Consider the following 26,052-nt stretch of genomic DNA (forward strand, 5'->3'; position numbering starts at 1 on the left):
CGACTACCTGAGCCCGGTGGAGTTCGAGGCACAGGACGAACCACCAGTGCCGCCCGGCCGGGCGGCACTGGTGGCGGAAACCATGCTGTAGCTTTTGCGACATGTCTCAATGATGGGGTGCAGTCCACCTTAGCGTCACCTTTGGGTGCGTTTGGTCGCCTTATGGTCTCCTTATGTCTCCTTGTCCGTCCGGAGCCGGGTGCGGGTCCGGGGCGCAAAAAGTCGGGGCGAAAGCGGCGTTCGGTGTCTTGCAATGCACCAATCCGGCGCCTATAGATAAGGGCTTGACCGTAGTTGGAGTCGTACCGGTATGGCCCGCGTTACCGTTGAAGATTGCGTCCTCAAGGTTCCGAACCGTTTCGAGTTGGTGATGATGGCTGCCCAGCGCGCCCGCGACATCACCGCCGGTTCGCCCCTGAGCGTGGACCGTGACAACGACAAGAACCCCGTCGTCGCCCTGCGTGAGATCGCGGACGAGACGGTGTCGCTGGATTCCCTCAGCAACAGCCTGATCAAGAGCCATCAGCGCGTCCCCGAACAGGACGAGCCGGAGGAGGAGATCGTCGAACTCATGGCCGGCGAAACCGCTTGGGCCATGCAGGACACCGCCCGTGGGGACGATGCCGGCGATCTTGGTGACGAAGAGGGTGAGGCCGCCGCCGAAGGTGCCGAGGGCGATTTCACCGACACTGATGTGCCGATGGCCGATCTGGCCGACGAGGACGGTATCTGAGCGACGGGCCTGGATCATGGAGGAAATGGGCCCGCGTGACCGCCGAGCCGCGGGTACCCGCCGATGAACCGCCAGGCCAAGATCATCCGCCAGTATGAACTGGTTGAGCGCGTCAAATCCTACGATCCCAACGCGGACGAGGATGCGCTCAACCGGGCTTACGTCTTCACCATGAAGGCGCACGGGTCGCAGACGCGCGCCAGCGGCGATCCCTATTACATGCACCCGATCTGGGTGTCCTGGCTGCTGACCAGCCTGAAGCTGGATGCCAACAGCATCATCACCGGCCTGCTCCACGACACGGTGGAGGACACGCTGACCACGCTGGAGGAGATCCAGCGTCTGTTCGGGCCGGAGGTGGCCCGGCTGGTCGATGGCGTGACCAAGCTCAGCCGGATCGAGCTGCAGAATATCGGCGAACAGTCGGACCAGGCCAAGCAGGCGGAGAATTTCCGCAAGCTGGTGCTGGCCATGTCGGAGGATATCCGCGTCCTTCTGGTCAAGCTGGCCGACCGTCTCCACAATATGGAGACGCTGCAATATCTACGGCCCGACAAGCGCCGCCGCATCGCGCGCGAAACCATCGAGATCTATGCGCCGCTGGCAGAGCGCATCGGTATCCAGCGCTGGAAGGACGAGCTGGAGGAGCTGTCCTTCCGTGAGCTGAACCCCGACGCCTATGAGTCGATCCGCAAGCGCCTCGACGATCTGGAGGCACAGGGCGCCGGCCGTGTCGACCGGATCATCGACGAGTTGCGCAAGACCGTCTGCCAGAACAACGATCATCCGCTGGAGGTGGCGGAGATCTATGGGCGCCGCAAGTCGCCCTATTCGATCTGGCGCAAGATGCAGAAGAAGGATGTGGCCTTCGAGCAGCTCTCGGACGTCATGGCCTTCCGCATCGTGGTGCGGTCGGTGGCCGAATGCTACCAGGCGCTGGGCATCATCCATGCCCGCTACCCCGTGGTCCCCGGCCGGTTCAAGGATTACATCTCGACGCCGAAGCCCAACGGCTACCAGTCGATCCACACCACGGTCATCGGCCCGGAGAAGCAGCGCATCGAGGTGCAGATCCGCACCAAGGAGATGCACGAGGTGGCCGAGCTGGGCGTCGCCGCCCACTGGTCCTACAAACAGGGCCAGCCCCCGCCTGGCATCCATACCGAGGGGCGACAGTACCGCTGGCTGCGCGAGCTGCTGGACATCCTGGAACATGCCAGCCGGCCCGAGGAGTTCCTGGAGCACACCAAGCTGGAGCTGTTCCAGGACCAGGTGTTCTGCTTCACGCCCAAGGGCGATCTCATCGCCCTGCCGCGGGCGGCGACCCCCGTCGATTTCGCCTATGCCGTCCACAGCCAGGTGGGTGACACCTGCGTCGGCGCCAAGGTCAATGGCCGTATGGTGCCGCTGCGGGCGCAGTTGCAGAACGGCGACCAGGTGGAGGTGCTGACCTCCAAGAACTCCACCCCCTCGGTGGACTGGGAGAGCTTCGTCGTCACCGGCAAGGCCCGGGCCCGCATCCGCCGCTTCGTCCGCACCCAGCAGCGCGGGGAGCACATCAAGCTCGGCCGCGGGCTGATGGAGCGCATCTTCAAGCAGGAAGGCTACGATTATTCGGACAAGGCGCTGGACGCCGTTCTGAAGATCTTCCAGCAGCCCAGCGTCGAGGATCTTCTGGCCGCCGTGGGCAACGGGCAGGTGGGTGCCCGCGACCTGTTCAACGCCATCTTCCCCGGCCACCGCACGCCGGCGCCGCAGGTGGCCGACGACAAGGTCATCAGCCTGGCCAAGACCAAGGCGCGCAAGGGTTCGGGCACGCCGCTGGCCATCCGTGGGCTGATCCCTGGCATGGCCGTGCATTATGCCCGCTGCTGCCATCCCATCCCCGGCGACCGCATCGTCGGCATCGTCACCACCGGCAAGGGTGTGACCATCCACACCATCGATTGCGAGACGCTGGAGAGCTTCAACGAAAGCCCCGAGCGCTGGATCGACGTGTCCTGGGACCCGGATGCCGATCTGCCGGAGGATATGGTCGGCCGCCTGTCGGTCATGGTGTCAAACGAGCCGGGTGCGCTCGGCACCATCTCCACCGTCATCGGGAAGAACGGCGGCAACATCACCAATCTCAAGATCACCAGCCGGACGCCGGACTATTTCGAGATGCTGATCGACATCGACGTCAAGGACGTCAAGCATCTCACCAACATCATGGCGGCGCTGCGGGCAACACCGGTGGTCAATTCGGTAGAGCGCGCGCGCGGCCGCTGATCTGCGGACGGGAAGGGACCATGTTCCAGCGACGGAACCGCTACAGCACCAGCCAGCGTGTGCGCGAAATCCTGTGGCCGCGCATGGGCTGGGGCCGTACCGGCCGCTATCTGGCCTACCGCATGGGCCGGTTGCCAGGGTCCCCCCATGCCATCGCCGCTGGCCTCGCCAGCGGTGCGGCGGCGTCGATGACCCCCTTCATCGGGCTGCATTTTCTGCTGTCCTTCGTCGTCGCCTGGCCCGTGCGCGGCAGCTACATCGCCGCCGCCATCGGCACCGTGGTCGGGAACCCCTGGACTTTCCCGGCCATCTGGTATGCCAGCTATCTGCTGGGATGCCGTGTGCTGGGCCGTGTCCCCGGACACGGGACGCCCGAGCAGCTGACCCTGAGTTTCCTGATGGAGCATCCCTGGCAGGTCTTCGCGCCGATGATCACCGGGGGGGTGCTTCTGGGACTGGTGGTCTGGCCCCTGGTCTATGCCATTGCAAAGCCGCTGATCCGCCTCTATCAGCAGCAACGGGTCCAGCGGCGCCTGAAACGGCAGGCCGCCTCGGTCGGCGCGGCGCCGGCCGGATCGGGACCGACGGAGAAGGGATCGTGACTCGTCCTCTGCGCCTCGGCGTCAACATCGACCACGTCGCCACCTTGCGCAATGCCCGCGGCGGCCCTCACCCCGATCCGGTCCGTGCGGCGCATGCGGCCATCGCCGCCGGCGCGGACGGGATCACCGCCCATCTGCGCGAGGATCGCCGCCATATCCGCGACGCCGATATCGACCGGCTGATGGCGGAGATCGACCGCCCGCTCAATCTGGAAATGGCGGCCACCGCAGAGATGCTGGGCATCGCCCTGCGTCACCGGCCCCACGCCGTCTGCCTCGTGCCCGAGCGCCGGGAAGAGCGGACGACCGAAGGGGGGCTCGACGTGGCCGGACAGGCCGCGCATCTGGAGCCTATGGTCCGGGCCTTGTCTGCCGCCGGCATCCGCGTGTCGCTGTTCATTGCGCCGGAGCCGGACCAGCTCCGGGCGGCGCAGGCGGTCGGCGCTCCGGTCATCGAGTTGCACACCGGGGCTTATGCCGATGCCGGCACGGATGCGGCGCGCGCGATGGAACTGCGGCGCCTCATCGATGCGGCCGCCCAGGCCGAGACCCTGGGGCTGGAGTGCCATGCCGGTCATGGATTGAGTTTCGACAATGTCGCTCCGGTTGCCGCCATTGCGACCATCGTCGAGCTGAACATCGGCCATTTCCTGATGGGCGAGGCCCTGTTCCTGGGGCTTGAGGCGACAGTGCAGGACATGCGGCGGCGCATGGACGCCGCCCGCACCGGCGGGGCCGCCGCATGATCCTGGGGATCGGCAGCGATCTGGTGGATATCCGGCGGGTGCAGCGGTCGCTGGACCGGTTCGGCGAGCGCTTCATCACCCGTGTTTTCACGCCCGCCGAGCGGGCCAGGGCCGATGCGTTCACCCAGCCCGCCCAGCGCGCGGCCTCCTATGCCAAGCGCTATGCCGCCAAGGAAGCGGCCAGCAAGGCGCTGGGGACCGGGTATGACCATGGTGTCCATTTCAAGGATATCGGCGTGGTCAATGGCGCCAATGACCGCCCGGCCCTGGCACTGACGGGCGGTGCACTTGTCCGGTTGCAGGCCATCACGCCGCCGGGCATGGTGGCGCAGATTCACCTCTCCCTGACGGATGAGCCGCCCCTGGCCCAGGCCTTCATCGTCATCTCAGCCGTTCCGCTTCCATGATCTCCACATCGACAGCCCGTAGGCTCCGCGCATGAAGACCACCAAGACCGCCACGGACGCGGGCTGGGGCGAAACGATCAAAACGGTGGTGTATGCCATCCTGATCGCCTTCGGCATCCGCACCATCGCCTTTGAACCCTTCAACATCCCCTCGGGTTCGATGATCCCGACACTGTTGGTCGGCGACTATCTGTTCGTGTCAAAATTCAGCTACGGCTACAGCCGCTATTCGCTGCCCAGCTTCCTGGTCTGGGGCGACCAGACGCCACCCCGGGCCGAGGATTGCAAGGATGCGCCGGGCCGCCTGTTCGGGCGTCTGCCGGAGCGTGGCGACGTCGCCGTGTTCAAGCTGCCGCGCGACCCCAAGCAGGACTATATCAAGCGCATTGTCGGTTTGCCCTGCGACCGTATCCAGGTCATCGGCGGAATTCTGCACGTCAATGGTGCCGAGGTGGCGCTGCAGCCGTCGGACGGCTATGTCATCGGCCAGGGTGTCACGGCACCGGTGACTGTTCCCCGGTATCTGGAGACGCTGCCCAACGGCCTCACCCACTCCATCATCGAAACGCTGGGCGACAACGGTCCACTGGACAACACGCCGGTCTTCGTGGTGCCGCCGGGTTATGTCTTCGGCATGGGCGACAATCGCGACAATTCGCTGGACAGCCGCACCACTGAGGTCGGCTTCATTCCGGTGGAGAATCTGGTCGGACCCGCCCAGGTGCTCTTCTTCTCCCTGGATGAGGGTGTCCGCTTCTGGGAATTCTGGAAGTGGCCGCGGGCTCTGCGCCTGTCGCGCATGGGCCAGGGCATTCATTGAGGCCATGAGCATGTCATCGTCGCCTCTGCCGGTTGATCCGGTTCTGCTACGTTCCTTGGAGGATCGGCTGGGGCATCGGTTTTCCGATCCCGGCCGCCTGATCCTGGCCCTGACCCACACCAGCATGGCCGGTGTGGACCGGACCATGGTCGGGCGCGGTTATGAACGGCTGGAGTTCCTGGGGGACCGGGTGCTGGGGCTGGTCATCGCGGAATGGCTGATGGAACGCTTCCCGGCCGAGCCGGAGGGCGCCTTGGCCCGGCGCCTGACCGCACTGGTCCGGGCCGAGGCGCTGCTGGAGGTGGCGGAGGCCATCGGGCTAGGGGCCTTTATCCGGCTGGCGCCCGGCGAACATGATCCGACCGGGGCGGTGAAGCCCGCCATCATGGCCGATGCCTGCGAAGCGGTGATCGGCGCGCTGTATCTGGACGGGGGCCTGCCGGTGGCACGCGCCTTCATCCACGTCCATTGGACGCCGCGGCTTGAAGCGGCCAGCGGTCCGCCGCAGGATGTGAAGACGGCTCTACAGGAATGGGCTCTCGCCCGTGGCAGGAAACTGCCCCTCTATGAAACATTGGGCCGTACCGGCCCGGATCACGCGCCGGTCTTCGAGGTGCGGGTGACGGTGGACGGGCATGCACCGGTGACGGCGAGCGGCTCATCCAAGCGGGCGGCAGAAAAGGCGGCGGCGGCGATCCTGCTCCGCATCATCAAGACCGGGACAGCATGAACGACGAACGCGACATCATCGGCGAGTTTCTGAACGCCCATCCGGGCGATGAGGCCGCAGCGCTGCCCGAGCACCCTCGCTGCGGTTTCGTGGCGCTGGTCGGTGCGCCCAATGCCGGAAAATCCACCTTGCTCAACGCCCTGGTCGGCTCGAAGGTCTCGATCGTCAGCCCCAAGGTGCAGACGACGCGCTCCCGGGTCCTGGGGATTGGCGTGCATGGTGATGCCCAACTCCTGTTCGTCGATACGCCTGGCATCTTCCGTCCCAAGAAGCGGTTGGAACGGGCCATGGTCGCGGCGGCATGGCAGGGAGCCACCGATGCCGATCTGGTGGCGGTCCTGTTCGATGCCTCGCAATCCCGCATCGATGACGACACCCAGGCGATCCTCGACAATCTCAAGGACGCAGGCCGCAGCGCCATCCTGGTCCTGAACAAGATCGACCTGATCAAACGCGACAAGCTGCTGGGCTTCGCTGCCAGTTTCCAGGAGACCGGCATCTTCACCGACGTCTTCATGGTGTCGGCCCTGACCGGCGACGGCCTGACCGATCTGCTGGACCATTTCGCCAAGGCGGTGCCCGAGGGACCCTGGCTCTATCCGCCGGACCAGCTGTCCGACATGCCCGAGCGTCTGCTGGCGGCCGAGGTCACGCGCGAGAAGCTGTTCCTGCAGCTGCACCAGGAACTCCCCTATGCCGCGACGGTCGAGACCGAGAGCTGGGAGGAGTTCGAGGATGGCAGCGTCAAGATCTCCCAGGTCATCTATGTCCAGCGCGACAGCCAGAAGGCCATCATTCTGGGCAAGGGCGGCAGCCGGGTGAAGCAGATCAGCACCGCCGCGCGCCAGGAGCTGGCGACCATGCTGGAGCGGCGTGTCCACCTGTTCCTGTTCGTCAAGGTGCGGGAGAACTGGACCGACGACCCCGAGCGTTACGAGGCCTGGGGGCTGGATTTCAACGCCTGACCCGTCGCTGGCATGGCTTGCCGTGCCAGCATGGCCTCCGCTTCGGTGTCGGGAACGGGGGGCGAGAAGAAATAGCCCTGGCCGTACTGGCAGGTCAGGCTGCCGAGATAGTCGGCCTCGGCCTCGCTTTCGATGCCTTCGGCCACCACGTCCAGATCCATGGCCTCGGCCAGCAGGGTAATGAGGCGGGCAATGGCCGCCCGGCGGTCACCGGCACCGGTGGCCCGTACAAAACTCCGGTCGATCTTCAGCGTGGAGACGGGGTAGCGATGCAGGTAGGACAGGCTGGAGAAGCCGGTTCCGAAATCATCCAGCGATAGGGAAACGCCGAGATCCCGGATCTGCTGCATGATGCCGGCGCAGCGGTTGGGATCGTCCATCAGCAGACTTTCCGTGATCTCCAGCCGCAGTGCCGATGGCGGAACCCCGCTGTTGAGCAGAACATCACGGACGAGACTGACAACATCGTCATCCAGCATCTGCCGGGCTGACACGTTGACGCTGACGAACAGGGTCGGGTCGAAGCTCTGTTGCCAGAGCGCCAACCGCCGTGCCGCTTCCATCATGGCCCAGCGGCCGATACCCAGGATGAGCCCGGTTTCCTCGGCCAAGGGCACGAACTCCGCCGGGCCGATCAGCCCGCGCTGGGGATGCTGCCATCGGATCAGCGCTTCAAAGCCGGCGATACGCCGGTCGGAGAAGCGGACAATGGGCTGATAGACGAGTCTCAGTTCCTGATTGTCCAGGGCCTGGCGCAGATCGGTTTCCATCCGCAGCCGGGCGATGGCCTGATCGTGCAGCGCCCGGTCGAACATTTCGATCCGATTCCGCCCGGCGGCCTTGGCGCGGACCATGGCAAGGCTTGCATCGCGCAGCATGTCGCCGGCGTTGGTATAGCCGCTGTCGGACAGGGAAATACCGCAGGAGATCGTCAGGACAATGGTCTCGCCGCGGGACAGGGTGATGGGGGCCGCCAGGGCGGCGGCCACGCGTTGGGCCACGGCCAGGGCCGCCTTCGTGTCGGAGGCGTCACTGACCAGCACGGCGAATTCATCGCTGGCGATCCGGGCCACCGTATCGCCGGGCTGCCGGGTCTGTTGCAGGCGCTGCGCCGTTACCCGCAGCACCTGATCCCCCGCCAGCGGGCCGAGGCTGTCATTGATCGTATTGAAATGGTCCAGGTCGAGGAGGATCAGCGCATGATGCGGATCGCCGGGGCGGAGACGCCGGTCAAGCGCCTGGCTGATGCGGTCGAGCAGCAGTGACCGGTTGGGAAGGCCGGTCAACCCGTCATGGAAGGCATCGAAAAGCAGTTGCTGTTCTGCTCGCTTGCGGGCGGTGATATCGGTCATGCTGCCGGCCATCCGCACCGCCGCGCCATTGGCCTCGCGGATGGCGACCCCCCGGATCAGAACCCAGCGTTCAGCGCCGCTGGTGTGGCGGACCCTGACCTCGCGTTCGAGATGATCGCTGCCGCCGGCCAGATGCAGGCGCACAGCGGATTCAAGGTCACTTCGGTCTTCCGGATGGACCAGGTCGATCCAGTCTTCGATGCGGCCGGTGCGTTCTCCCCCCGGAAGCCCGAGCATCTCCATCCAGCGTGCCGAATAGAACACGTCACCTTCGGGAATGCGCCAGTCCCACAGCCCGTCATTGGCGCCGAGAGCAGCCAGGGCGTAACGCTCCTCCGACTGGCGCAGCTGTTCCTTGGCGAGCTTGTGCTCGGTGATATCGGTCTGGGCCCCGACAATCCGCACAGGCTCACCAGCCGCGTCAAGAACACTGAGGCCACGGCACAGCATCCAGTGCCAGTCCCCATTGCCGTGGCGGAAGCGGAATTCGATCTGGAACGGCTTCCCGCCGCAATTGGCCTGGGCGTCCAGTGTGGCCTGAAGCCAGATCAGATCATCCGGATGGACGCGCCGTAGCCAGCTTTCCGGCCGATCGCCCATGTCGGTCTCGGTCAGGCCGAACAGGGACAGCAGGATCGGGGAATAGTAGATTCGATCCGACCGCAGGTCCCAATCGTAGATCCCGTCATTACCGGCTGCCGCCGCCAGGGCGTGACGCTCCCAGTCCAGCCGGATCTGAGCGGCATCACCATCAGGCCGACCCAGGCGGATGGTCGTTGCGACCGCGGCCTCACCAAAGGCGATGGGGGAGGGGGAAATGGGCACGGACGCGATCAGACCAAATTTGTTGCTTAATGGGTTTATATACCACTTTGCCGCATTGTACACGCGGTCCCGTGCGGAAACAGCTTTCTGCACTGGTAACGGTCGCCTGCCCGTTGCAGATATCGGTTCTGCCACGATACGGGGGAGCGCCAGCCATGGAATGGACAGATGACGCCATTGTGCTGTCGTCCCGTCCCTATGCCGATAGCGCCGCCCTGGCATCGCTCCTGACCCGTGAACACGGACGCCATGCCGGCCTTGTCCATGGGGGGCGGTCCAGCCGCATTCGTCCGGTTGTCGAGCCGGGGACCGTGGTGCGCGCCACCTGGAAGGCCCGTCTGGCCGACCAACTCGGCCATTACAGCCTCGAGCCGGTCCGATCCGGCGCTGCTCTGTTGCTGGATGATCCGCTGCGTCTGGGGGCCCTGGTCGCTGCCTGTGCCCTTGTCGATGCCGTTCTTCCCGAGCGGGAACCGCATGCCAGCCTTTATGACGGAATGGTGGCGCTGCTGGACTCGTTTGAGAGCCCGTTCTGGGCAGAGGTCTATGTGCGCTGGGAGGTGGGATTGCTGGAGGTCGGCGGTTTCGGACTGGATCTGACACGCTGCGCCGCGACCGGGCTGGAGGCACAGGGAGCACAGGGGGCCAACGATTACCTGGCCTATGTCAGCCCCCGGACCGGGCGTGCCGTGAGCCTGACAGCCGGGGAACCGTTCCGGGACAAGCTGCTGCGTCTGCCGTCTTTCCTGCTGGGCCAATCCGCGGGCGGTCCGGAGGAGGTCCTGGCCGGCCTTACCCTGACCGGCCATTTCCTGGAGCGGCACCTGTTTGCCCAGCGTCATGCGGAGATGCCGCCGGCGCGGACGCGATTCGTGGAACGCTATACCCGTATTCACACCAGATCTGGTACAACACCGGCATGACTGACGCCGCTCTTGAGATCCTGGACAAGCGGCTCGCCGAGGCCCTGGGCGAGCGCTACCTGTCCTACGCCCTGTCCACCATCGTTTCCCGTTCGCTGCCGGATGTGCGCGACGGCCTGAAGCCGGTTCACCGGCGGCTGCTGTTCGCCATGAGCCAGCTGAAGCTGGACCCCAGCACCCCGCCGAAAAAGTCTGCCCGCGTGGTCGGCGACGTGATCGGTAAGTTCCATCCCCATGGGGACCAGTCCGTTTATGACGCGCTGGTGCGTCTGGCCCAGGAATTCGCCGCCCGCTATCCGCTGGTGGAGGGTCAGGGCAATTTCGGCAACATCGATGGCGATAACGCCGCGGCCATGCGCTACACCGAAGCGCGGCTGACCGAGGTGGCCAAGGCCATGCTGGCCGGCATCGACGAGGATGCCACCGACTTCCGCCCCACCTATGACGGGGAGGGAGAGGAACCGGCGGTGCTGCCCGCCGCTTTCCCCAACCTGCTGGCCAACGGGTCGGCGGGTATTGCCGTGGGCATGGCCACCAACATCCCGCCCCATAATGTGGGGGAGATCTGCGGTGCCCTGAACCTGATCATCGAGCGGGAACTTCTGCCGGTTCCGGAAAAGCGCCGGCCAGTGACCGTCGAGGAACTGGTCAGCTGGATGCCCGGTCCGGACTTTCCCACCGGCGGCGTGCTGGTGGAAAGCCGCGAGAACATCATCGAGGCCTACCGCACCGGCCGCGGCGCCTTCCGCACCCGCGCCCGCTGGCACAAGGAGCCGCTGGCCCAGGGAACGTGGCAGGTGGTGGTCACCGAGATCCCCTATCAGGTTCAGAAGTCGCGGCTGGTGGAGAAGATTGCCGAGCTTCTGGGCGAGCGGAAGCTGCCCCTGCTGGACGATGTCCGCGACGAGTCGGCCGAGGATATCCGGCTGGTGCTGGTACCGAAGAGCCGCAATGTGGACCCGGCCGTGATGATGGAGCAGCTGTTCCGCAACACGGACCTGGAAACCCGCTTCAGCATGAACATGAATGTGCTGGATGCCCGCGACGGTGGGCTGGTTCCACGCGTCATGACCCTGCATGAGGTGCTGCGGGCGTTCCTGGACCACCGTCAGGACGTGCTGATCCGGCGCAGCCGTCATCGGCTGGGACAGATCGATCACCGGCTGGAAGTGTTGGGCGGCTACCTCATCGCCTATCTCAACATCGACGAGGTCATCCGCATCATCCGCGAGGAGGATGAACCGAAACAAGCGCTGATGGCGCGGTTCGGTCTGACGGATGTCCAGGCGGAAGCCATTCTCAACATGCGCCTGCGCTCCCTGCGCAAGCTCGAGGAATTCGAGATCCGCAAGGAGAACGAAGCGCTGACCAAGGAGCGGGCGGTGCTCGCCGGCCTGCTGGAGGATGGGCATAAGCGCTGGAAGGCCATCTCCAGGGAGGTGGCGGACATGGACAAGAAGTTCGGCCGCTCCACCGCGCTGGGAGAACGCCGGACCGAGGTGGGCGATGCCCCGGCGGAGATCGAGGTGCCGGTGGACGCGCTGATCGAGCGCGAGCCGATCACCGTGTTCCTGTCCGAGAAGGGCTGGATCAGGGCGGTTTCCAAGCACCTGTCGCCGGCCGAGGCCGCAGAGGCGAAATACAAGGAAGGCGACAAGGAGGCCTTCGTGCTGCGGGTGCAGACCACGGACAAGCTCCTGGTCTTCGCCAGCAACGGCAAGTTCTATACGCTGGCGGCGGACAAGCTGCCCCGTGGTCGCGGCTTCGGTGAACCGGTCCGGCTGATGGCCGATCTGGGGGATGCCGAGATCGTCACACTGCTGCCGCATGTGCCGGGGCAGAAGCTCGTTGTGGCTGCCAGCGACGGTCGTGGCTTCCAGGTCGCGGCGGACGAGGTGGTGGCCCAGACCCGGGCCGGAAAACAGATCCTGAATGTCGGCGATGGCAGTGTCGCCGCCTTGGCCATTCCGGTGCAGGAGGAGGCCGATACGGTGGCCGTCATCGGCAACAACCGCAAGCTCCTGGTCTTCAAACTGGAAGAGATCCCGGTGCTGGCGCGCGGCAAGGGCGTGGCCCTGCAGAAGTACAAGGATGCCAGCCTGTCCGATCTGACCGTGTTCAAGCTGGACGAGGGGCTGTCCTGGCCGATGGGCGGCACGGGGGAACGCACGCGCACAGTTGCGCCGCCCGAATTGAACGGATGGGTGGCCTATCGTGGAACCCAGGGCAAGCTGCCGCCCAATGGCTTCCCCAAGAACAACCGGTTCAGGGGATAGGCCGGACACCAGCTTCTCCGGTCGGAACTGAACGCTCCTTGCCTGCAAAAACCTGGCGAGGGGCGCTCTTCCTGCCGCAAGGGAGGTGAGCCGCGTCCAAGGACCCGGTTTACCGGGAGCGGGCGAAAGCGTAGAGCGGTCGAAACGGAAAGCCCCGCTGCAGACACTGCAGCGGGGCTTGATCCGATGGATGAAGGTGTGCGAGGCGGACGTTACTTGGCGGCGATCTGGATCGTCACGGTGTCGGTATAGGCGCCGGCGATGGCCTGGGCATTGGCCGGAACGGTGACCTTCAGGTCCACCCGCTTGTCGAACTGGGCATTGCCGCGGTCGACGACCATGGTGCCGCCCAGGGAGCCGCCCTGGTTCTCGTACTTCACCTGGTAATCGATGGCATTGTTGCCGCTCTTCAGACGGCCATTGTTGCTGGAGCTGAGGCTGATCCGGTAGCCCTGGGCGCCGTTGCAATTCTCGGTAACGGTGCCGACGACCTTTTCGTTCTCGCCACTCAGCAGGTTCAGGCTCTGGTTCGCATCGGCCACGGCGACCGTGCAGGTCAGAGCCACCGTGCCATTGAGCCGGATGGTGCCGGACGCGCTCTGAGCAAAGGCCGGGGTGGCCAGGGCGGCAGTGGCGATCAGAGCGGCAAGCAGGGTCTTGGTCACGGTCGGCATCCTTCAGATCGGTGGGGCGTTCAACGCCTTCATGCCAGCAAAGGAAAGCACGAACCGTGCCAAGTATGATTTGGTGCGATCTGGCCGATCTGGCGTGCTGATTTCCCCATCATCGAAGCGGAAAGCCACTACGGTTTTATAAAATGCATTGAAAAATGCAAAATTCACCTCGGCCTTTTATAATATGCATTGCACAATGCAAATTGCGCGGGCGATGTTCGGGCCGGGGCATGGCGCTTCCCGTGCAACGCCGCCATCCTCCACCGCCGGGTGCGTGCGGGTTGATTACAGGCATGGCATGGGCCTATTCTCGCAATAGGATTACGAATGACGCAGCAGAAATGAACGAAATGAACCGTGTCTACCTCTATGACACGACCCTGCGCGACGGAGCGCAGACATCCGGCGTGGATTTCACCGTGGCGGACAAGTGCGCCCTTGCCCGTGAGCTTGATGCGCTGGGTATCGACTATGTCGAGGGGGGATGGCCGGGTGCCAACCCGACAGACGACGCGTTTTTTTCGGATCTTCCCTCCTTGGCCCGGGCGAGATTCACGGCGTTCGGTATGACCCGACGCCCGGGGCGCAGCGCCGCCAATGACCCCGGCCTCAATGCCCTGCTGGGCAGTGAGGCCCCTGCTGTCTGCATCGTCGGGAAAAGCTGGGATTTCCATGTGGACGTGGCCCTGGCCATCCCCCGCGACGAGAATCTCGCCCTCATCGCCGACAGCATCGCGGCCATCGCCGCCCGCGGGCGGGAGCCGCTGTTCGATGCGGAGCATTTTTTCGACGGCTACAAGGCCAATCCAGACTATGCCCTGGCCTGCGTCCGTTCCGCCTATGAGGCCGGGGCGCGCTGGATCGTGCTGTGCGATACCAATGGCGGAACCCTGCCCCACGAGATCGAGCGGATCGTCACCGAGGTGGCCCGCAGCATCCCCGGTGAGCGGCTCGGCATCCATTGCCACAATGATACGGAGAATGCCGTCGCCAACAGTCTGGCAGCAGTGCGTGCCGGAGCCCGGATGATCCAGGGCACCCTGAACGGGTTGGGGGAGCGTTGCGGCAACGCCAATCTGGTTTCGCTATTACCCACCCTCATGCTGAAAATGGGGTTCGAGACCGGCGTCAGCCATGGGAATCTGACGCGGCTGGTCCATATCAGCCGACTGCTGGACGAGCGCCTGAACCGCGCACCCAACCGTCACGCGCCCTATGTGGGGGAGGCGGCCTTCGCCCATAAGGGCGGCCTGCATGTTTCAGCGGTGGAGAAGGACCCCAGCAGCTACGAACACATCGATCCGGCGCAGGTGGGAAACCGCCGGCACGTGCTGGTGTCCGATCAGGCCGGTCGTTCCAATATCCTGTCCCGCCTGCGCGAGGTGGGAATCGTGTTGTCCGGCGATGACCCGCGCATCGGCAGGCTGGTGGATCTGGTCAAGCAGCGGGAGTTCGAAGGCTTTGCCTATGATGGGGCCGAGGCCAGTTTTGAACTCCTGGCCCGGCGTGCCCTGGGCGATGTGCCGGACTATTTCAGGCTGGTCAGTTTCCGTGTGCTGGACGAACGGCGCTGGAACCTGCGCGGCGAACTGGTGACCCTGTCGGAAGCCACCACCAAGGTCGATGTTCCCGGTGGTGCGCCCGGGCAGCCCCTGATGACCGTTGCCGAGGGGAATGGGCCGGTCAACGCCCTGGATCAGGCCCTGCGCAAGGCCTTGATCCCGGTCTATCCCGCCTTGGAGGGGCTGCGGCTGGTGGATTACAAGGTTCGCATCCTGACGCCCCAGGACGGGACCAAGGCTGTCACCCGCGTCATGATCGAAAGCGGTGACCGTGCCGGCAATCGCTGGTCCACCGTCGGCGTGTCCGCCAACATCATCGATGCCAGTTTCAATGCCCTGTCGGACAGCATTACCTATTGCCTCTACCGGGCGGGGGCGCGTATCGACACCGCCACGGCAGTGGCCTGACGGGCACCGCCGGGTGATTGAGCCGTGGGCGGAGTTGAGATGTCGAGCGGAACCAACCGGGTGGAACTGGCGAAGGCGGATGCGGACGGTGCCGGCCCGGCTGTCATTCTCATCGAACCCCAGATGGGAGAGAATATCGGCACCTGCGCCAGGGCCATGCTGAATTGCGGCCTGACCGACCTGCGGCTGGTCAATCCGCGCGACGGCTGGCCCAACGAGAAGGCCGTTTCCGCCTCGGCTGGCGCCACCCAGGTCCTGGACCGCGTGCGGGTCTTCACCAGCACGGAAGAGGCCATCGCCGACCTGCAGAAGGTCTATTCCACGGCGGCGCGCGTGCGCGGCATGGTAAAACCCATCGTCACGCCGCGGGAAGCAGCTGGAGAAATGCGGGCCCATTGGCAGGCCGGCCGCCGCATCGGGGTCATCTTCGGGCCGGAGCGGACCGGCCTGACCAATGACGACATCGTCCTGTCGGACACCATGATCTCGGTCCCGCTGAACCCCGGTTTTTCTTCCCTGAACCTGGCGCAGGCCGTTCTGCTGGTTGCCTACGAATGGTGGATGGAGGGTGTGGAGGTGGAGGAGCGCTATCTCCACACCGGTCAGAGCCGCCCCTGCACCAAGGGCGAGTTGCAGAATCTGTTCGAGCATCTGGAAGGGGAATTGGACCAGACAGGCTTCTACACCCATCCCGACAAGAAGCCCTCCATGGTCCGCAATGTGCGCAATACGCTGCAGCGGGCGCACATGACCGAACAGGAGGTCCGGACCTTCCACGGCATCATCGCCGCCCTGACCGGGCGTAAGAAGCAGCGTGTGTCCAGTCAGGACGACTGAGTTCGGATGCTTAAGCGGAACCATCCGTCTTGACAGATATCGGAGCACCGCGTCCGAGATGATCAAGGAGGCTTCGCACCCTTGGCGACACTGGACGGTCGGCGTGCATACAAATCAATAGAGTGCGAACGGCCCAAGCGTCAGAAAGCGGAATAGTGCGGACGAGTTCTTGCGGCTGTCGCGCTGCCGCCATTTCTGGAATGATGGCAATGCCTACACGATGCGACACCATGCGGCAGATGGAAGAGAAGTCACTGCCCCGGACTCGGACCTGCAGCCGACGTCCCAGTGTGGTGGCGTGCTCATCCAGAAGCCGTTGCAGAGCACTGCCGGGCGGCAAGGCGACGAAGCGCTCGTCCAACAGATCCCGCAACGCCACTTTCTCCGTCCTCATCATCGGGTGATCAGGCGGAAACACGGCCACCAGCCGATCACGGCGGAAAGGATACAACGCCAGATCAGCCGTCGGCACATGATCTGCAATGATACCCAGATCCGCATCGCCGGCAGCGACCGCCGCAACGCTGCGCGCGCTGGGGAGGACTGACACGTCCAGATCCACAAGCGGATTTTCCCGCAGGAATATGGCCATCGGGTCCGGAAGGAATTCACTGGCGGCAACGGTGTTCACGAACATCCGGATCTGGCACCGCAGGCCCTTGGCATGGTCAGCCAGATCGCCGCGCATGCAGTCGACCTGCCGCAAGATCATCCGTGCATGGTCCGCGACCACCCAGCCAGCTTCCGTTGGGCAGACACCGCGGCGACCACGGTGCAGCAGCGCGGTTCCGAGAAGTTCTTCCATGCCCCGGATGCGGCCACTGGCCGAGGCGAGGGACATGTTGGCGCGTGCCGCCCCCGCGGTGATGCTTCCTGTCTCGATCACATGATGGAAAAGGGCGAGATCGACCAGATCAAAGCGCATCGGAGTAGATCCTCCGCGAACAGGCTTCGGAAATTCCGAAGGATAACATCAGATCATCCGCATTGTCCGTGGTGATGGTGCAAGCCAACCTTCGGTCCATGGAAAATGACCATCTTTTCATCGCAGGGGTCTTTATCCTGGCCGGCTTTGTCAAAGGTGCGGTCGGATTGGGACTTCCGACGATTGCCATGGGGTTGCTGGCGCTGGTTCTGCCACCTGCGCAGGCGGCTGCTCTGCTGGTCGTACCGTCCCTCCTGACCAATGTTGCGCAAATGGCGGGTGGCGGTCCGCTTCTGCCGGTAACGCGCCGCCTGCGTGCCCTGCTCGCTGGAATCGTTGCCGGAACGACGGCGGGAGTCCTGGTCCTGCCGACGGCTCTGGGACCGGGGGCGGTGATACTGCTGGGAGCAGCCCTGGTGATAGGGGCCGTTCTCAATTTGCTTCGGGTCAGACTACCGAATCCGGAGGGATGGTCGCCCTGGTCCGGTCTTGTCTGCGGAACCGCCACCGGACTTGTGACCGTTGCGACCGGCGTGTTCGTCATTCCCGCGGTGCCCTATATCCGGGCCCTGGATCTGTCACGCGATCAGACCATTCAGGCGCTGGGGCTTTCATTCACTGTATCGAGTTTGTCCTTGGCTCTTGCTCTGCTGGCGCAAGGTGTTTTCAAACAGGATCTGGCTTGGGGATCGTTATTGGCATTGATTCCTACCCTGGTCGGCATGGGACTGGGTATCCGGTGGCGCCAGCGGCTGGCAGGTGATCGCTTCCGCATGATGTTTGATATCAGTCTGCTGCTGCTTGGACTGGCACAGATGCTGGCTGCAGTGTCGCGTTGACGACCTCGCAAGCCACTCTCGTCGGCCATGCGCCTGCACGTTACACTGCGGTAACAACTCGCCCGTCGGCGATCCTCCACAGTGGCAGTAAACTCGCGCCATGACCGAGAACACCCATCTTCTGATCGTCGATGACGATCGTGAAATCCGCGACCTGCTGACCCGCTACCTCACGCGGCACGGTTACCGTGTGACAGCGGCCAAGGACGGGCAGGAGATGAAGCGCTATCTGGCCGACCGGAACATCGACCTGGTGGTGCTTGACCTGATGCTGCCGGGGGAAGACGGTCTCTCCCTATGCCGCAGCATCCGGGCCGAAGGCGGCCCGCCGGTGGTTATGCTCTCGGCCATGGGAGAGGATGCTGACCGTATTCTGGGGCTGGAAATCGGGGCGGATGACTATCTGCCCAAGCCCTTCAACCCGCGTGAACTGGTTGCCCGGATCAAGGCGGTCCTGCGCCGTTCCACCCCGGCGGTCCAGGGCACGGCGACCGCTGGCGGCTCCATTTCCTTCTGCGGCTTCACCCTGGATCAGGCGCAGCGCCGCCTGACGGACCGGGCCGGGCAGGACGTGTCGCTGACGGCCGGCGAATATGAGCTGCTGGTTGCGCTCGCCACCCGCCCGCGGCGGGTGCTTTCCCGTGACGATCTGCTGGAGATCACGCGCGGGCGCTCCGCCGGTCCGTTCGACCGCTCCATCGACGTCCAGATCAGCCGGCTGCGGCGCAAGATCGAACCCGATCCAGCCGACCCCAGCATCATCAAGACCGTCCGCTCCGGCGGCTATATCTTCTCACCCGAGGCCCAGCCGGCATGAAGGCGCTCACCGACCGCATGTCCTATTCGATCTTCGCCGTACTGGTGGGAGGGATCCTGCTGTCACAGGCCATCGCCCTGGGGCTGTACCGGACCGACCGGGCGGAAGCGGTGGCCGATGCCGAAGGGGGCCAACTGGCGACCTGCCTGGATACCTTCGCCCAGGCGATCGAAGGACAGCCTCCCGATGTGCGCTATGGGTTGCTGCGCAGCCTGAAGGAACAGGAATTGGCGGTCATGACCCCGGCGGGCCACCGGGTCGTACTCGACGTCTACGAAAAGCAGAAGAAGCAGCCGGGTCAGCCGGAAATGAGCCCGGCCGTTTCGGTGCCGCCCTTCGGTGTGCCGATGCCGCCGCCGCCGGCACCGAATGTCATCGAGGTTTCGCGCCAACTCAAGGACGGAACCTGGATGAAATTCCATGCACCGGTCACGGCGACGGATGCTCTGCGCGAACCGGGTTTCCTGGCTTCTCTCGCCGGCAGCGCCGCCGTCGCCATCCTGTTGTCGGCCTGGGTGCTGGGCTTCACCACCCGTCCGCTGCGCCGGTTCGCAGCCGCGGCAAACCGGCTGGGCATCGACATGAATGCGCCCTCGCTGGACGAGGCAGGGCCGCGGGAGGTCCGCCTTGCGGCGGCCGCCTTCAACAAGATGCAGCGCCGCCTGCGCGCCTTTGTCGAAGACCGGACAAGGATGTTGGCGGCCGTCAGTCACGATCTGCGCACGCCGCTGACCCGGCTGCGCTTGCGGGCCGAGTTCATCGACGATGAGGCTGTACGGGACAAGATGTTGGAGGATCTGGCGGAAATGGAAGCCATGATCGGCTCGACCCTGGCTTTTGCCCGGGATGAAGCGGGTCAGGAGCCGATCCAGCCGCTGGACATCAACGCCGCTGTCGCCAAGTTGGTGGACGATATGCGCGATTCCGGCAATTCCGTTGGATTGTCCCCCGCGTCGGCACCGTTGCAGATCATGGGACGGCGCATGGCCCTGCGGCGTGCCTTCGGCAACCTCATTGATAATGCCGTGAAATATGGAACCAGGGCAGAGGTCGGCATCACCGAGGCTGGCGATACCGTGATGGTGACCATCGACGATCACGGGCCGGGAATTCCGGATGCGGAATTCGACAATGTCTTCCGCCCCTTTTTCCGTCTCGAGGCGTCACGGTCCCGTGACACGGGCGGCACCGGTCTGGGCCTGTCGGTGGCCAATGACATCATCCGCGCTCATGGCGGCGAGATCCGCTTGGCCAATCGCCCGGAAGGCGGATTGCGTGTGACGGTCGTGCTGCCCCATTTCATGCAGGCATGAGTGCAGGAGGTGTGGGCGCGTCGCCGCTCACCTCCTGCATGCCACTCGACCGCACAGGCCACCCATGCGGTGGACCGTTAGAATCGATAGCTGAGGCCCAGTGCGCCGTAGATCTGGTCGGCGGTACCGTCCTGGTCCACCAGCGGGCTGTCCGCGGCATCGCCCAGCAGACGTTTGTAGCCGAGCATGCACGTCAGTCCCCAATGGCCGGTGATCTGGTACAGGCCGATCAGCGAGACCCCGACATCCTTCACTCCGGCATCGGCCTTGTACACGGGCCGGCCGGAGCGGGTGGACTGCTTGGCATCGATACCGAAATAGGATTGCATGTAGTTGTCGCTGGCCCAGGTCATGGAGGGGCCGGCGATCAGCATCATGTCCTTGGCGGGCGAAAAACGGTATTGGGCGGACAGGCTGGCCGTCACACCGTCATAGCCCTCGCCCAGAAGATCGCCCTGGATGTCGGCGGAAAGCGTCACCGCGCCGATCTGGTAGGCCGTGAAGATGGTGCCGACCGCGGTTGGATCGATATCCCCCAGCCCGCGGAGCGCGCGGTTGTCGTCCTGGTCGCGGCCACCATGATAATTGACAGCGACACCGGCGGTCAGCGGTCCCTCGGTCAGCAGATTGGCGCCGAGTCCGCGGTAGTTGAAGAACAGATATTTGCCATAGGTGATGTCGACATAGGGACGCGGTTTGATGTCGTGATGGTCGGACCCCTCATAATCCGGCGCTACCATGCCCATGATCCCGATCTGTCCCGCCAGCCCATCCGGCGGGACGGGGCGGCTTTGCGCCAGCGCGGGAAGGGGGAGGCTGAGAAGCAGAAGTCCAACGGCGGCACTGCCAACAGACTGTGGATAATCAATCCTCATCGCTACCCCACTCCTCGCAATTCCAGGATATGCTCCGCGGCCGAGGGCAACCACCGTGGCAATGCCGGAATACCCGGGCGCGTTCTATTCGGTGCAATTGATCTAAGATCTATCTCTTGTGGTGGCTGTGCGCTCGATCACAGCGATAAATGGATCAGAGGTCGCGGCATAGCCGATAGTCCATGGCAACATCCTCTGTTAGGCTGTTGATCCCGCAGGGTTGGAGAAGCGGGACTGTGGAGCGGAGAGACATGCCGATCGTCAACCGGATCGCTGAGTTCCATGCCGACATGACCGCATGGCGCCAGCAGATCCATCAGAATCCGGAACTCGGGTTCGAGGAGAGCGAAACGTCCGATCTCGTCGCCGGCAAACTGGCGGCATGGGGGATCGAGGTTCACCGCGGCTTGGCGGGAACGGGTGTCGTCGGTGTTCTTCATGGAGGAAACGGGCAAGGCAGCCGTTCCATCGGCTTGCGGGCCGATATGGATGCGCTTCCCATGCAGGAGGCCAACGACTTCGCCCATGCTTCCCGAAGTGCCGGAAAGATGCATGCCTGTGGCCATGATGGTCACACCACCATGTTGCTGGGGGCTGCCCGCTATCTGGCGGAGACCCGCAACTTCTCCGGCACGGTCCATTTCATTTTCCAGCCGGCGGAAGAGGGAAAGGGCGGTGGTCGGCGCATGGTCGAAGAAGGGCTGTTCCAGCGCTTTCCCTGCGACATGGTCTTCGGTCTGCATAACTGGCCCGATCTGCCGCAGGGTGAGATGGCGGTGGTTGCTGGCCCCGTGATGGCCGGTGCCGACCAGTTCGACATCCAGGTCCATGGGCGCGGGGGCCATGCGGCACTGCCACATCATACGGTCGATCCCATCGTCGTGGCGGCACAGATCATCCTTGCCGTCCAGACGCTGGTCAGCCGCAGCATCAGCCCCGTTGAGGGCGGCGTGGTCAGCATCACCCAGGTCAATGCCGGCAGCGCCTATAACATCATCCCCGACCAGGTGAAGCTCAGTGGAACCGTCCGTGCTCTGACGGAGGGGGTCCGTGATCAGTTGGAAGCCGGATTGCGGCGCCTTGTCGAAACAATCCCATCGGCATTCGGGGCTGCCGCCACATTGACCTATCGCCGGGGCTATCCGCCGACGGTCAACCACCACGGGGAGCCGACCGACCTGGCCGCGGCGGTGGCAGAGCGCCTGGTCGGGGCCGACCGGGTTCATACCGCCCTTCCTCCAAGTATGGGTGCCGAAGATTTCGCCTTCATGCTGCGGGAACGGCCAGGCTGTTATGCCTGGATCGGGCAGGGAGGCAGCGAGCGTGGCTGCCTGCTGCATAATCCACGGTATGATTTCAACGACGCGATCCTGACCACGGGCGCCAGCTACTGGGCGACGCTGGTGGAAACGGTACTTGCGCGGGGGAATTGATATGCGGGCCGTGTCGCGCGGCCTTTTGGCCGTTTGTCTGCTTCCGGCTCTGGTCGGCTGCACGGGGGCAACCCACTGGCTGGCCGGCGAACCCGCCCCCGGATCGAGTGATCTGCCGCAATCGGACCATTTCAGCCTGGTCGGCCGTGCCAGTTGGCGGGGGGAGATCAGTCGTGTCCAGAGCGCGACCTATCTCGTCGCCAGGACGACGGAGGAATGGGAGGCGATGTGGGCCCGGGTCGGGCGTGAACCCCCGGGCATTCTGCCGGACCGGCTGATGGCGGTTGGTGTTTTCATCGGGACCCGGACGCGCACCGGCTATCAGGTGGATATCGTCAGGATACGGCCGGAACATCGGGAGGGGCAGCGCGACCGGCTGGTTATCGAATACCGGGAGACGGAACCGGCCGATACCATGATCACCGGACAGATGCTGACGTCGCCTTACGCCATCGTTCTCATCGACAAGACTGATGCTCCGATCACCTACACCCATCTACCGGCCGAGCTGCTGGGGCCGGATGCGCGTGTCAAGGACCACCGCTGACGACGGGCGTGGCTGGTCGCCGCGAGCGGGTTAGAACAGGCCCAGCGCGTAGGCGAGAAGTGCGGCAATTGCCACAAAGACCGCGCCACGAAGGGTGCGGTAGACACGGACATGCGCCGGCAGGGGATTGTCGTTGGCCGCAACGGGTCGGCGCCACAATCCGGCAGGAATCCGGTTCAGGCCAGGCGAAAAGGACGGGACGGCCCCGGAGGGGCCGTCCACGCCTTGACGGTTCTGGAAATGACGCTCAGCCACGCTTGCCCAGCGGGACGAAGTCGCGGGTCGTGGCGCCAGTGTAGAGCTGGCGCGGACGGCCGATCTTCTGCACCGGGTCCTCGATCATTTCCTTCCACTGGCTGATCCAGCCCACGGTGCGAGCCAGGGCGAACAGCACGGTGAACATGCTGGTCGGGAAGCCAATGGCCTTCAGGATGATGCCCGAATAGAAGTCCACGTTCGGGTAGAGCTTCTTCTCGACGAAGTACTCGTCCTGCAGGGCGATGCGCTCCAGCTCAACGGCGATGTCCAGCAGCGGATCGTCCTTGATCCCCAGTTCGGACAGGACCTCGTTGCAGGTGCGCTGCATAACCTTGGCGCGCGGGTCGTAGTTCTTGTAGACCCGGTGGCCGAAGCCCATGAGGCGGAAGCTGTCGTTCTTGTCCTTGGCCCGTCGGATGAACTCGGGGATGCGGTCCTTGTGACCGATCTGCTCCAGCATCTTCAGCACGGCCTCGTTGGCGCCGCCATGGGCCGGACCCCACAGCGAAGCGATACCGGCGGCAATGCAGGCGAACGGGTTGGCACCCGACGAGCCGGCCAGGCGGACGGTGGAGGTGGAGGCGTTCTGCTCGTGATCGGCATGCAGGATGAAGATCCGGTCCATGGCCTTGGCGATGACCGGGTTCACCTTGTACGGCTCGCACGGGACCGCGAAGGTCATGTGCAGGAAGTTCTCGGCGTAGCCCAGGTCGTTGCGCGGATACACGAAGGGCTGGCCGACCGAGTACTTGTAGGCCATGGCGGCGATGGTTGGCACCTTGGCGATCAGGCGGTGCGAGGCCACCAGACGCTGGTGCGGATCATCAATGTCGGTGCTGTCGTGATAGAAGGCCGACAGGGCGCCGACGACACCGCACATGATGGCCATGGGGTGCGCGTCACGACGGAAGCCGCGGAAGAAGTTCGCCAGCTGCTCATGCACCATGGTGTGGCGCGTGATCGTCTGCTCGAACTTGGTCTTCTCGGCCGCGGTCGGCAGCTCGCCATTGAGCAGCAGATAACAGACTTCCAGGAAGTCGCTGTGCTCGGCCAGCTGCTCGATGGGATAGCCGCGATGCAGCAGAACGCCGTTATCGCCGTCGATATAGGTGATCTGCGATTCGCAGCTGGCGGTCGAAGTGAAGCCGGGATCGTAGGTGAAACAACCGGTTTCCGCGTAGAGCTTGCGGATGTCGATGACATCCGGCCCCGTCGTGCCGTGCAGGATCGGCAGCGTGAAGGTCTTGCCGCTACGGTTATCGGTTAGCGTCACCGTATCGGCGGACTCCGCCGCCGGCTTGTTCGATTCGCTCATCTCTGCACGTCCCTCAGGTTTTTCCGGGGCTTGGCCCCAGGTGTCTTTGCAATCGCAGCGGAGTTTAGTGCTCCGCAGCATAGAAGGCAACGCAGGGGACCCTCAGGGGTCAGTTCGCGCTGCCGACATCTCCTATCCGTGCCAGGGTCTCGGACTTCCCAAGAATTTCCGCCACCTCGAAGATGGGGGGCGAAACGGTCGATCCGGTCAGGGCGGCACGCAAGGGCTGGGCGACCTTGCCCAGCTTCAACCCGGCCTGTTCGGCGTAATCACGGACCACCCCTTCAAGAGCGGCGGCCGTCCATTCGGACAGCGCACCGAAACGGGCGGCCAGGACCGTCAACTGGGCGCGGGCTTCCGGTGTCAATTGCCCGGCGGCCTTGTCATCCAGGGTCAACGGGCGCTTGGCAAAGAGGAACATAGCACCGTCGGCCAGTTCGACCAGGGTCTTTACGCGCGGTTTGAACCCGGGAATGGCGCGGTGCAGCAAGTCGCGCTCGCCGCCGTCCAGCGCACGGCCGAGCTTCTTCTCGATGAACGGCAGAACCAGGGTTGTCAGCCGAGTGTCCTCACACTCGCGGATGTAATGGGCGTTGAGGTTTTCCATCTTGGGGAAGTCCAGCCGCGAGGGCGAACGACCGATGGCATCCAGGCTGAACCAGGCGATGGCCTGCTCGGTGGAGATGATCTCCGCGTCGCCATGACCCCAACCCAGGCGCAGCAGATAGTTGCGCATGGTCTCGGGCAGGAAGCCCATGTCGCGGTAGGCGTCGATGCCAAGGGCGCCGTGGCGCTTGGACAGTTTGGCCCCGTCGGGACCGTGGATCAGCGGCACATGGGCGTATTCGGGCGGGGTCCAGCCCATGGCGTGATAGATCTGCAGCTGGCGGAAGGTGTTGGTCAGGTGGTCGTCGCCCCGGACCACATGGGTGACGCCCATGTCGTAGTCATCCACCACCACGGCCAGCAGATAGGTCGGCGTGCCGTCGGAACGCAGCAGGATCATGTCGTCCAGCTCGGCGTTCTGCACCCGGACCTCGCCCTGCACATGGTCCCGGATCACCGTTTCGCCGGTCTGCGGGGCCTTCAGGCGGATGACGGGATTGACGCCGGCCGGTGCTTCGGACGGATCACGGTCGCGCCAGCGCCCGTCATAGCGCAGGGGCAGCTTCTTCGCCTTCTGCTCCTCGCGCATGGCCTCCAGCTCCTCCGGCGTGGCGTAGCAGCGGTAGGCCTGCCCCCGTTCCAGCATCTGCCGCACCACCTCGGCGTGCCGGTCCTTGCGGGCGAACTGGCTGACCGCTTCGCCGTCCCATTCGAGTTCCAGCCATTTCAGTCCGTCGAGAATGGCGTCGACGGCAGCCTGGGTGGAGCGGGCCCGATCCGTGTCTTCGATCCGCAGCAGGAACTTACCGCCGTGGTGTTTTGCAAACAACCAGTTGAAAAGGGCGGTTCGTCCACCACCAATATGGAGGAATCCGGTGGGAGACGGGGCGAAGCGGGTGACGACGGTCATGGGACGGACGATCTTTTCTCGGTGGTTCTTGTGGGTTGAGCGGTGGTTTAGCACAGGCTCATGGGGGATGCACCCCACCGGGG

General features: G+C 64.4%; 23 protein-coding genes. 17 read left to right on the plus strand and 6 right to left on the minus strand.

What is annotated here, in order from left to right; translation table 11 throughout:
• The first annotated feature begins 310 nt into the window (after positions 1-310).
• The 8 genes from rpoZ (at position 311) to era (ending at position 7,274) form a co-directional block, all read left to right on the plus strand.
• Positions 311-733: a DNA-directed RNA polymerase subunit omega gene (gene rpoZ / locus DK368_RS00005; RefSeq protein WP_114391511.1), complete on the plus strand. Its 423-nt coding sequence runs from the start codon at positions 311-313 to the stop codon at positions 731-733.
• A gap of 63 nt (positions 734-796) precedes the next feature.
• A complete protein-coding gene (locus DK368_RS00010; protein WP_240002265.1) occupies positions 797-3,004 on the plus strand; it encodes a RelA/SpoT family protein in 2,208 nt (735 codons plus the stop codon).
• A 20-nt stretch (positions 3,005-3,024) separates the two neighbouring features.
• On the plus strand, positions 3,025-3,606 hold the full coding sequence (locus DK368_RS00015) for a DUF2062 domain-containing protein (protein WP_205027983.1): 582 nt from the start codon (positions 3,025-3,027) through the stop codon (positions 3,604-3,606).
• Complete coding sequence (locus DK368_RS00020; RefSeq protein WP_114391512.1) at positions 3,603-4,352, plus strand: pyridoxine 5'-phosphate synthase; 750 nt, start codon at positions 3,603-3,605, stop codon at positions 4,350-4,352. Before DK368_RS00015 ends, DK368_RS00020 begins: the two co-directional genes overlap by 4 nt.
• The gene (acpS, locus tag DK368_RS00025; RefSeq protein ID WP_114391513.1) at positions 4,349-4,759 is read left to right on the plus strand and encodes a holo-ACP synthase; all 411 of its coding nucleotides are present in this window, start codon (positions 4,349-4,351) and stop codon (positions 4,757-4,759) included. The genes DK368_RS00020 and acpS overlap by 4 nt, the downstream gene beginning before the upstream one ends.
• A 31-nt stretch (positions 4,760-4,790) precedes the next feature.
• Complete coding sequence (lepB, locus tag DK368_RS00030; RefSeq protein ID WP_114391514.1) at positions 4,791-5,579, plus strand: signal peptidase I; 789 nt, start codon at positions 4,791-4,793, stop codon at positions 5,577-5,579.
• Between the two features lie 10 nt (positions 5,580-5,589).
• Entirely contained in the window at positions 5,590-6,309 is a 720-nt protein-coding gene (gene rnc / locus DK368_RS00035) for a ribonuclease III (RefSeq protein ID WP_114392051.1), read from the plus strand.
• Complete coding sequence (gene era, locus DK368_RS00040; RefSeq protein ID WP_114391515.1) at positions 6,306-7,274, plus strand: GTPase Era; 969 nt, start codon at positions 6,306-6,308, stop codon at positions 7,272-7,274. Before rnc ends, era begins: the two co-directional genes overlap by 4 nt.
• Here era and DK368_RS00045 read toward each other — a convergent pair.
• Positions 7,241-9,451: a putative bifunctional diguanylate cyclase/phosphodiesterase gene (locus tag DK368_RS00045; protein ID WP_240002266.1), complete on the minus strand. Its 2,211-nt coding sequence runs from the start codon at positions 9,449-9,451 to the stop codon at positions 7,241-7,243. The genes era and DK368_RS00045 overlap by 34 nt on opposite strands.
• A 155-nt stretch (positions 9,452-9,606) precedes the next feature.
• On the opposite strand from DK368_RS00045, the gene recO reads away from it, so the two are divergent.
• Together recO and parC are read left to right on the plus strand one after the other, a co-directional pair.
• Positions 9,607-10,374 (plus strand): DNA repair protein RecO, encoded by a 768-nt coding sequence (recO, locus tag DK368_RS00050; protein WP_114392052.1) that lies wholly within the window; start codon positions 9,607-9,609, stop codon positions 10,372-10,374.
• Positions 10,371-12,650 carry a DNA topoisomerase IV subunit A gene (parC, locus tag DK368_RS00055; protein ID WP_114391517.1) on the plus strand — a complete coding sequence of 760 codons (2,280 nt, stop codon included), beginning with the start codon at positions 10,371-10,373 and terminating at the stop codon, positions 12,648-12,650. The genes recO and parC overlap by 4 nt, the downstream gene beginning before the upstream one ends.
• 212 nt (positions 12,651-12,862) lie before the next feature.
• Here parC and DK368_RS00060 read toward each other — a convergent pair whose 3' ends face one another.
• Entirely contained in the window at positions 12,863-13,324 is a 462-nt protein-coding gene (locus tag DK368_RS00060; RefSeq protein WP_114391518.1) for a spore coat protein U domain-containing protein, read from the minus strand.
• 341 nt (positions 13,325-13,665) lie between these two features.
• Here DK368_RS00060 and cimA point away from each other — a divergent pair, with 341 nt between their 5' ends.
• Both cimA and DK368_RS00070 read left to right on the plus strand, forming a co-directional pair.
• The gene (gene cimA / locus DK368_RS00065; RefSeq protein WP_114391519.1) at positions 13,666-15,294 is read left to right on the plus strand and encodes a citramalate synthase; all 1,629 of its coding nucleotides are present in this window, start codon (positions 13,666-13,668) and stop codon (positions 15,292-15,294) included.
• Positions 15,295-15,333: 39 nt separating this feature from the next.
• On the plus strand, positions 15,334-16,131 hold the full coding sequence (locus DK368_RS00070; protein ID WP_114391520.1) for an RNA methyltransferase: 798 nt from the start codon (positions 15,334-15,336) through the stop codon (positions 16,129-16,131).
• 10 nt (positions 16,132-16,141) lie between these two features.
• On the opposite strand, the gene DK368_RS00075 is transcribed toward DK368_RS00070, so the two are convergent.
• Positions 16,142-17,056 (minus strand): LysR family transcriptional regulator, encoded by a 915-nt coding sequence (locus DK368_RS00075; protein WP_114391521.1) that lies wholly within the window; start codon positions 17,054-17,056, stop codon positions 16,142-16,144.
• A gap of 74 nt (positions 17,057-17,130) precedes the next feature.
• On the opposite strand from DK368_RS00075, the gene DK368_RS00080 reads away from it, so the two are divergent.
• The 3 genes from DK368_RS00080 (at position 17,131) to DK368_RS00090 (ending at position 20,025) form a co-directional block, all read left to right on the plus strand.
• Positions 17,131-17,895 carry a sulfite exporter TauE/SafE family protein gene (locus tag DK368_RS00080; RefSeq protein WP_114391522.1) on the plus strand — a complete coding sequence of 255 codons (765 nt, stop codon included), beginning with the start codon at positions 17,131-17,133 and terminating at the stop codon, positions 17,893-17,895.
• Between the two features lie 100 nt (positions 17,896-17,995).
• On the plus strand, positions 17,996-18,712 hold the full coding sequence (locus DK368_RS00085) for a response regulator (RefSeq protein WP_114391523.1): 717 nt from the start codon (positions 17,996-17,998) through the stop codon (positions 18,710-18,712).
• The gene (locus tag DK368_RS00090) at positions 18,709-20,025 is read left to right on the plus strand and encodes a sensor histidine kinase (protein WP_240002267.1); all 1,317 of its coding nucleotides are present in this window, start codon (positions 18,709-18,711) and stop codon (positions 20,023-20,025) included. Before DK368_RS00085 ends, DK368_RS00090 begins: the two co-directional genes overlap by 4 nt.
• 77 nt (positions 20,026-20,102) lie before the next feature.
• Here DK368_RS00090 and DK368_RS00095 read toward each other — a convergent pair whose 3' ends face one another.
• Positions 20,103-20,900: a MipA/OmpV family protein gene (locus tag DK368_RS00095; RefSeq protein WP_114391524.1), complete on the minus strand. Its 798-nt coding sequence runs from the start codon at positions 20,898-20,900 to the stop codon at positions 20,103-20,105.
• A 251-nt stretch (positions 20,901-21,151) separates the two neighbouring features.
• Between DK368_RS00095 and DK368_RS00100 the strand changes: the two genes are divergently transcribed.
• Positions 21,152-22,333, plus strand: coding sequence for a M20 aminoacylase family protein (locus DK368_RS00100; protein ID WP_114391525.1), 1,182 nt, complete (start codon positions 21,152-21,154; stop codon positions 22,331-22,333).
• Between the two features lie 10 nt (positions 22,334-22,343).
• Positions 22,344-22,880: a protease complex subunit PrcB family protein gene (locus DK368_RS00105; RefSeq protein ID WP_162305801.1), complete on the plus strand. Its 537-nt coding sequence runs from the start codon at positions 22,344-22,346 to the stop codon at positions 22,878-22,880.
• A gap of 247 nt (positions 22,881-23,127) precedes the next feature.
• Here the strand turns inward: DK368_RS00105 and gltA are convergent, their stop codons facing one another.
• Together gltA and gltX are read right to left on the minus strand one after the other, a co-directional pair.
• Positions 23,128-24,453, minus strand: a complete 1,326-nt coding sequence (gltA, locus tag DK368_RS00110) for a citrate synthase (protein WP_114391527.1) — start codon at positions 24,451-24,453, stop codon at positions 23,128-23,130.
• Between the two features lie 109 nt (positions 24,454-24,562).
• Positions 24,563-25,969 carry a glutamate--tRNA ligase gene (gltX, locus tag DK368_RS00115; RefSeq protein WP_114391528.1) on the minus strand — a complete coding sequence of 469 codons (1,407 nt, stop codon included), beginning with the start codon at positions 25,967-25,969 and terminating at the stop codon, positions 24,563-24,565.
• Positions 25,970-26,052: the final 83 nt, after the last annotated feature.

The organism is Oleisolibacter albus, assembly GCF_003336875.1.
Taxonomy (GTDB): Bacteria; Pseudomonadota; Alphaproteobacteria; order Azospirillales; family Azospirillaceae; genus Niveispirillum; species Niveispirillum album.